Source organism: Nostoc sp. (genome assembly GCF_036918015.1).
GTDB lineage: Bacteria > Cyanobacteriota > Cyanobacteriia > Cyanobacteriales > Nostocaceae > Nostoc.
On the sequence record NZ_JBALEO010000102.1, the window covers coordinates 75,502 to 82,084 of the forward strand.

Here is a 6,583-nt window from a genome sequence, read left to right on the forward strand (position 1 = left end):
CCTTGTAGAGACATAGCAGTGCTACGTCTCTACATTCTTTTTTGCAATGTTTATCAAATTAATGTATATTTGATTGCTCAAAGCTTTGAAACAACTGGGTTTATACTCACTACTCAGCACTCACTACTCACTACTCACTACTCACTACTCACTACTCACTACTCAGCACTCAGTACTCACTACTCAGCACTCAGCACTCAGCACTCAGCACTCTTAAGGTACAGTAATTACTGCTACTGGACAATGGGCTTTGCTCAGAATTGCATCGACTCTATGACCGAAGAAAACGCGACCCGTAACCATGCGGATATTACTCCCTAAAATAATTAGGTCAACTTCCTGGGTTTTGGCAAACTTGAGGATTTCCCTTTCTGGGCTGGTTCCTTGAAGAATATAGGTTTTGACATCAGCACCCAGATTGCGGGAAATTGCTGCTTGCTGTTCGAGCATATCGTGAGAAATTTCCTTCACTGGAGCTAGCGATCGCTGTTCGTAAAGAATATACTCAACCTGTGGCAAATTAATCACGTTCACGATCATCACTAATGCCCCGGTTTGAGCTGCGATCGTACTTGCCATCTCTACAGCATTTTTACTATATTCTGTCCCTACCGTTGGCACCAAAATCTTTTTCAGCTGTTGTTGAGGGATTTTGCATATCTCGTCTTTGGCTTGGGGTAGATGCGACTTCACCACCATCGTTGCACAAGGCGCTTCTTGGACAACCCGATCGACAAGCAAATTAAACAATGCTTTCTGGGGGCTTATCTGTTCCGAAGCTCCCAGTACAATCAAGTCATAGTTTTTGTTTGCTTCATTCAAAATTACCTCCGCTTTATTACGCCCCGACTCCGTTTTTGTTTGCAAGGTGGTATCAGCAGGTAGCTGCATTTCTTCAGTGACAGCAGCTAGAGCAAGGTCTGCAGCAGTATCTTTAACCTGGGTTGCCTCCATCCGGCGGGCTTTGCTTCGAGGTTGCTTATCACTCAGGGCATATAGAGATGTAACTTCTATAGAGTTTTGGTGAGCCATGTAACCGACTAGTTGCGCTGCCAGTTGAATATTGGGGCCACCACTAGTAGGTATTAAGATACGGTGAATCTGCTTGATAAAGCTGCGGCTATCCTGTTCTTCTTGTTCCAAACGTCGAGCTTCCTCTTCACCCATAACCACTTTTGATAAAGTCCAGCGCAGCAGGGGTGGAGCCATTAGGGAAGTGACGATCGCTACCATGACAATAATCGAATACATCTGAGGATTCAGCACTCCCAAAGATAAACCAATGGTGGCAACGACAATTTCCATCGCCCCGCGAGCATTCATCCCGGAACCCATCGCCAAACCTTCCCAATGACTCAAGCCGCCCGCACGAGAACCAAGGTAAGCACCTGTAAATTTGCCCACACAAGCGACAGCGAGAACAATCAAGCCAAATATCAATGTTTGAGGGACTAACAGAGCTAGCAAATTAACTTTCAAGCCGGCTGAAGCAAAGAAAATTGGCGCTAGAAAGGCTGCTGTGAAGACTTCTAACATATGTCCAGCTTCATTGCTAAAGCGGCGGGATTGACCTGCTAGAATCCCTATTACAAAAGCACCTAATGCCGCTTCTAGACCTAATCCGTGGGTAAGTGCTGCTGCCGAGAGCGCAAGAATCAGCACAACTGACATACTAGCGGCGATGCCGCCAACGTAGTCATCAACCCAGCGCAAAATCTGGTCTACAATGGTACGCCCAATTGTGAAAGCGATCGCTAAAAATAATATGGCCGCGCTTACAGAATGGAAAATTGTCCCCAGGTCAAATTTGCCGCTACTAGCTAAACCTGAAACCACAGAAAGTAAAATCCAGCCGATGGTGTCATCAGTCATCCCAGCGGCTAAGGTAACTTGACCAATGTCACGGCGAATCAGGTTTAAGTCCATCAGCACCTTCGCAATTACTGGTACTGCTGAAATACTCATTGCTGTGGCGATAAACAGACTAAATACTAGTCGCTTTTCTGGGTCGGCTAAAAAACTATCTGGTAATAGCCACCCCAGCCCAAATCCAGTGATAAACGGGACAATAATTCCGCCCAGTGAAATCAACAGAGCCGTTTTACCCTTACGCAGAATCAGCTTGAGATCCGTCTCCAACCCCGTCACAATCAGCAAAAATAACACACCTAACCAAGAAATCACCGAAAGTAAATTAGACTGTTCTTGACTTTTGGGAAAGATGTGCGCCTGTAAGTCTGGAAGGAGCAAACCAAATAGAGAAGGGCCAAGCAGCACACCCGCCAGTAATTCTCCAACAACAGGCGGTAGGTTAATTCGGCGCATCAACTCACCTAATCCCCGCGCTACGAGAAGCAATAGTGACAGTTGTACTAGCACCAACAGCAGTTCGTGATGACCGAGAGGTTTAATTAAACCGTCACCTGCTGCTTTCTGGGCAGCGAGTACAGGCACTAATATTAGGGACAGGTTTTGCATATAAGTGTCCAAAGGTTGGATTACAAATTTTTAAAGGGGCTGTTCAAGTAAATCCTGAAAATGTTTACTTGCACATCGGTCTAGGAGATTAAACTGTCATTGTCATTATTAACCGCAAGATTATCAGCTGCGATCGCCCGAAGCTGTCAGTTCAGGAACAAAGCTCATCAACTTATTTTCGAGCGCGAACAAACAACTTTGTAGTATCTTCCCAAAGACCTCGATCGGTTGCTAGTTTCTCAATTTCTGCTTTGTACTCAACTTGCAACTGATTTAATTGTTCTTGTGATAATTTTGACAATAGGGGATTACCTTTAAAATTTATATTGATTGCTATCTCAGATAATCTGTTATTTCTAAGAGGGCGATAACGTCCTGATGGTTCAATCTTAATTTCGATATCTCTAAAACCTGCCTGATTAAGCAAATTCCAACATTTTTCTGGAGTTCCCAGTGGTTCAAGGATATGTGGTAGCGATTCACCAAAGACTCTAGCGCAGATCCTCTGCTGAAGAGATGCCATATAAGCTGTTTCGGGAGGACAGGTGAATGCCACAAATCCTCCGGGTTTTAAGAAGCGATACCACTTTTTTAAAATAGCCAGTATATCAGGAAAAAGTACAATTGCCTCACAGCAAAAGACAACATCAAAACTACTGTCACTAAAGTTGAAATATTCTGCATCTGCCTCAATCAACTCGATGTTTTGTAATCTTGCTGCTGCAATCTTAAGTCTTGCTTGATGCAACATTCCAGGGGTCATATCAATCCCAATCACATAGCCTTCTGAACCAACTTTTTCAGCTGCGGGTATCGAAACTAAACCTGTTCCAGTTGCCACATCAAGGATTTTTTGTCCCGAATCTAGTGGAACAAATTCAAGTAAAATTTTGGCTTCTAGAGGATGGCGAGTATCTTTTTCATGGTCATAAGTCGTTCTACTACCATAAAATTCTTTTAGTTGCTGCTTATAATTATCCAGATCAGTCATAACCAAATGTCAAAATTTATCCACTTTATAGTACCTCTTGTTGCGATCTTGAGTTGTTCGCTGCTGAACCCAACTCTGACAGCACAAGCCGCATCTTCATCCAGCGCTGTTTACGAACAACGGATAATCCACAGTCCAGATGGTATCGGCAAATATTACATGGGGCGCGAAATTGCCAAAGTTATGGGATACACTGGCGCTGGCTGGCTAGAACGTCCCAGCCGAGAGCGAGAAGAACAGCCAAGTAAGGTAGTCAGCCTCCTCAACCTGAAACCTAATGATGTGGTGGCAGATATTGGCGCTGGTACAGGTTACTTAAGCTTTCGCATCGCGCCGTTATTAACAGCAGGTAAAGTGTTGGCTGTAGATGTTCAGCCTGAAATGTTGGAAATTATTGAGTTGTTCAAAAAAGAGAAAAATATCACCAATGTTGAGCCTGTTTTGGCAACCCTTAGCGACCCCAACTTACCATCTGAAAGTATCGATTTGGCGTTGATGGTGGATGCTTACCATGAACTTGAGTATCCCCAAGAAGTGATGCAAGGAATTGTCAAAGCACTTAAACCAGGTGGGAAGGTGGTGCTGGTTGAGTACCGGGGTGAAAATCCCTTTATTATGATTAAAGGTCTGCACAAAATGACTCAAAAGCAAGTCCGTAAAGAAATGCAAGCTGTTGGTTTGGTTTGGCAGGAAACTAAAAACTCGTTACCTCAACAGCATTTAATGGTGTTTGAGAAACCCAATACTAATTCGTAATTCGTAATTAAGGTGTCAAGCCATAATAAAGTAAAACTTCTTGCTATCTAGGAAAATCATGGTCAACCTATCATTCAAGCAGCAAATTCCTTATTTAGAAAATGGCGATCGCCTGACTTGCTACGAATTTGAGCGACGCTATCAAGCAATGCCTCGTCATCAAAAGGCAGAATTAATTGAAGGAGTTGTATACTTGGCATCCCCATTACGCTTTGAAAGTCATGCTGAACCACATGGCCATACAATAACTTGGTTGGGAGTTTATGAAGCATCAACCCCTGGTGTGAGATTGGGAATTGAGCCAACAGTCCGCTTAGATCGAGACAATGAACCCCAACCAGATGGAGTGTTATTAATCACACCAGTAGCTCAAGGACAATCTCGTTTGAGTAATGATGATTACATCGAAGGTGCGCCAGAACTGGTAATAGAGATAGCAGCTAACAGTGTTGCTATTGATTTACATGACAAGAAAAAAGTTTATGGGCGGAATGGAGTAAAAGAATATATTGTTTGGCAAATATTTGAAAACAAATTAGATTGGTTTCGCCTGCAACAAGGAGAATATGTCTCCTTGGAAGTGGATGCAGATGGAATTATCAAAAGTCAAGTATTTCCTGGTTTGTGGTTATCAATGTCCGATTTACTTACTGGCAATATGCAACAAGTATTGGCTGTATTACAGTTGGGATTAAATTCGTCAGAACATCAAATATTTGTGCAGCAGTTGTCTAGTCAGAATACAGGAGTCAGAATGGGCTACGCCCCGCTGCGCTAACAGGAGTCAGAATAGTTACAGAATCAGAGAAATATTTGATGACTATTTTGGCATCAGTCTATTTTTTGGGGAATGAGACTGGCGCTTTTGGTTACACTATCCCAAACAATCCAGTTAAGAGAATTATCTAAATCATCGGGGCTATTTGAAACTTTGAAATATAGCTTTTCTTCACGTTTTCTTTCAATGGCAAAGTCGGCATTTTGAGCATAAGCGACTATAAAACCTTTGTCTCGCAAACAATACATCGCCCAGGCTTTCAATGATTGCTTGTATGGTTCGTGTGGAATTGGCGGTTTTGCGATCGCGTCTTCAATTACTTTAAATATTTGCGTGAGTTTCGCGGTCATAGTAGATACTTTTGTTATTACCCTTAAGTTAACTAGCTTCTGGATCGCAACGAATTTCAATCATAAAGCCATCTGGATCGTAAAAATACACTCCTCTGCCAGTAGGACGAGTGACTGGGCCATGTGCGATCGCTATTTTATTTTCTCCGATCACTGTCACCGCGCGATCAAATAACTGCGGATCGATGTCAAAGGCTAAATGGTACGCCCTGGTGAAGGTTTTTTCTGGGTCTGGATTTGGTGGTGATAATTCTGGTTCTCCAAATAAATCCAGGATTGTACCATCCGGGGTGATGAAGTTAGCTACTTTCCCAGATGCGACTAGTTCCACCAGGGTTGCGGGTACTTCGTCGCCTGTGAGTTCATGCAAACCCAGAATTGTGCCATAAAAGTAGCGGGAGGCTTGCATATCCTGGACGTTGAGGGCAATATGATGTACTTTACGCAGATTTCCTGGCGCAAGGACACTGTTCACGGATTGAGTGCTAGATAGCATAATCAAATAAATCTCAATACTTAGATAGAAGTTGAACTTTTTTTTAAAGTTTACTATTCCTAATAAAAATCTATCATGGCTTTTGATTATTCTTTAGACTTTAAAATTATTGATTTTCGCCAACATCCTGAACTCTATCGCGTTGGGAAGGGTGAGCAGGGTGTACTTTTGGTTGAACCATACAAATCAGAAATTCTTCCTTACTGGCGGTTCAAAACTCCTGAGATTGCTAGAGAGTCGAGTGAAAAAATCTATGAGATGTTTCTTGATTATTTAAATAAAGATGATTTTGTCGGCGCAGATATGGCACGAAAGTTTATCCAAATGGGTTATACTCGCTCTCGCCGTTATGCTAATCATAAAAGCGGCAGGAAGTATAAACAAAATTCCGAAGATTCAGGTGACAAAAAAGAGATTCTTCCCTACGAAGTAGACCCAGTGAAAGCGGAATCGGCAGCAATATTTAAAGCCAAGTGGGTAGAAGCAAAGACAAATGAGAAATATCAAAAGCTTTTAGCCAAACATAAGCAGATGTATGAAGTAGATTAGTAACTTTCGTAGGGTGCGTTACCTTGCTAACGCACTCTCCAAGATATTTTTGGTACGTTAGCAACAGCTAACGCACCTTACCAAACAGCTAATGAGTCTTTTATACTCGTGAACGAGTCTTTTATACTCGCTGACGAGTCTTTTATACTCGTGAATGAGTCTTTGATACTCGCTGACGAGTCTTT

At 42.6% G+C, this 6,583-nt stretch carries 7 protein-coding genes; 3 read left to right on the forward strand and 4 right to left on the reverse strand.

Annotation, left to right across the window (positions count from 1 at the left end; genetic code table 11):
• Positions 1–213: 213 nt before the first annotated feature.
• Together V7K61_RS33440 and V7K61_RS33445 are read right to left on the reverse strand one after the other, a co-directional pair.
• On the reverse strand, positions 214–2,478 hold the full coding sequence (locus tag V7K61_RS33440) for a cation:proton antiporter domain-containing protein (RefSeq protein ID WP_335060430.1): 2,265 nt from the start codon (positions 2,476–2,478) through the stop codon (positions 214–216).
• 172 nt (positions 2,479–2,650) lie between these two features.
• On the reverse strand, positions 2,651–3,469 hold the full coding sequence (locus V7K61_RS33445) for a class I SAM-dependent methyltransferase (protein WP_335060432.1): 819 nt from the start codon (positions 3,467–3,469) through the stop codon (positions 2,651–2,653).
• A 6-nt stretch (positions 3,470–3,475) separates the two neighbouring features.
• On the opposite strand from V7K61_RS33445, the gene V7K61_RS33450 reads away from it, so the two are divergent.
• Positions 3,476–4,225, forward strand: a complete 750-nt coding sequence (locus V7K61_RS33450; protein ID WP_335060434.1) for a class I SAM-dependent methyltransferase — start codon at positions 3,476–3,478, stop codon at positions 4,223–4,225.
• A 58-nt stretch (positions 4,226–4,283) separates the two neighbouring features.
• Entirely contained in the window at positions 4,284–5,003 is a 720-nt protein-coding gene (locus V7K61_RS33455; protein ID WP_335060436.1) for a Uma2 family endonuclease, read from the forward strand.
• A 53-nt stretch (positions 5,004–5,056) separates the two neighbouring features.
• Here the strand turns inward: V7K61_RS33455 and V7K61_RS33460 are convergent, their stop codons facing one another.
• Together V7K61_RS33460 and V7K61_RS33465 are read right to left on the reverse strand one after the other, a co-directional pair.
• Positions 5,057–5,353 carry a hypothetical protein gene (locus tag V7K61_RS33460; protein ID WP_335060438.1) on the reverse strand — a complete coding sequence of 99 codons (297 nt, stop codon included), beginning with the start codon at positions 5,351–5,353 and terminating at the stop codon, positions 5,057–5,059.
• Positions 5,354–5,381: 28 nt separating this feature from the next.
• Complete coding sequence (locus tag V7K61_RS33465; protein ID WP_335060440.1) at positions 5,382–5,849, reverse strand: VOC family protein; 468 nt, start codon at positions 5,847–5,849, stop codon at positions 5,382–5,384.
• A gap of 75 nt (positions 5,850–5,924) precedes the next feature.
• On the opposite strand from V7K61_RS33465, the gene V7K61_RS33470 reads away from it, so the two are divergent.
• Positions 5,925–6,398 (forward strand): DUF4385 domain-containing protein, encoded by a 474-nt coding sequence (locus V7K61_RS33470; RefSeq protein WP_335060442.1) that lies wholly within the window; start codon positions 5,925–5,927, stop codon positions 6,396–6,398.
• The last annotated feature ends 185 nt before the right edge of the window (positions 6,399–6,583 follow it).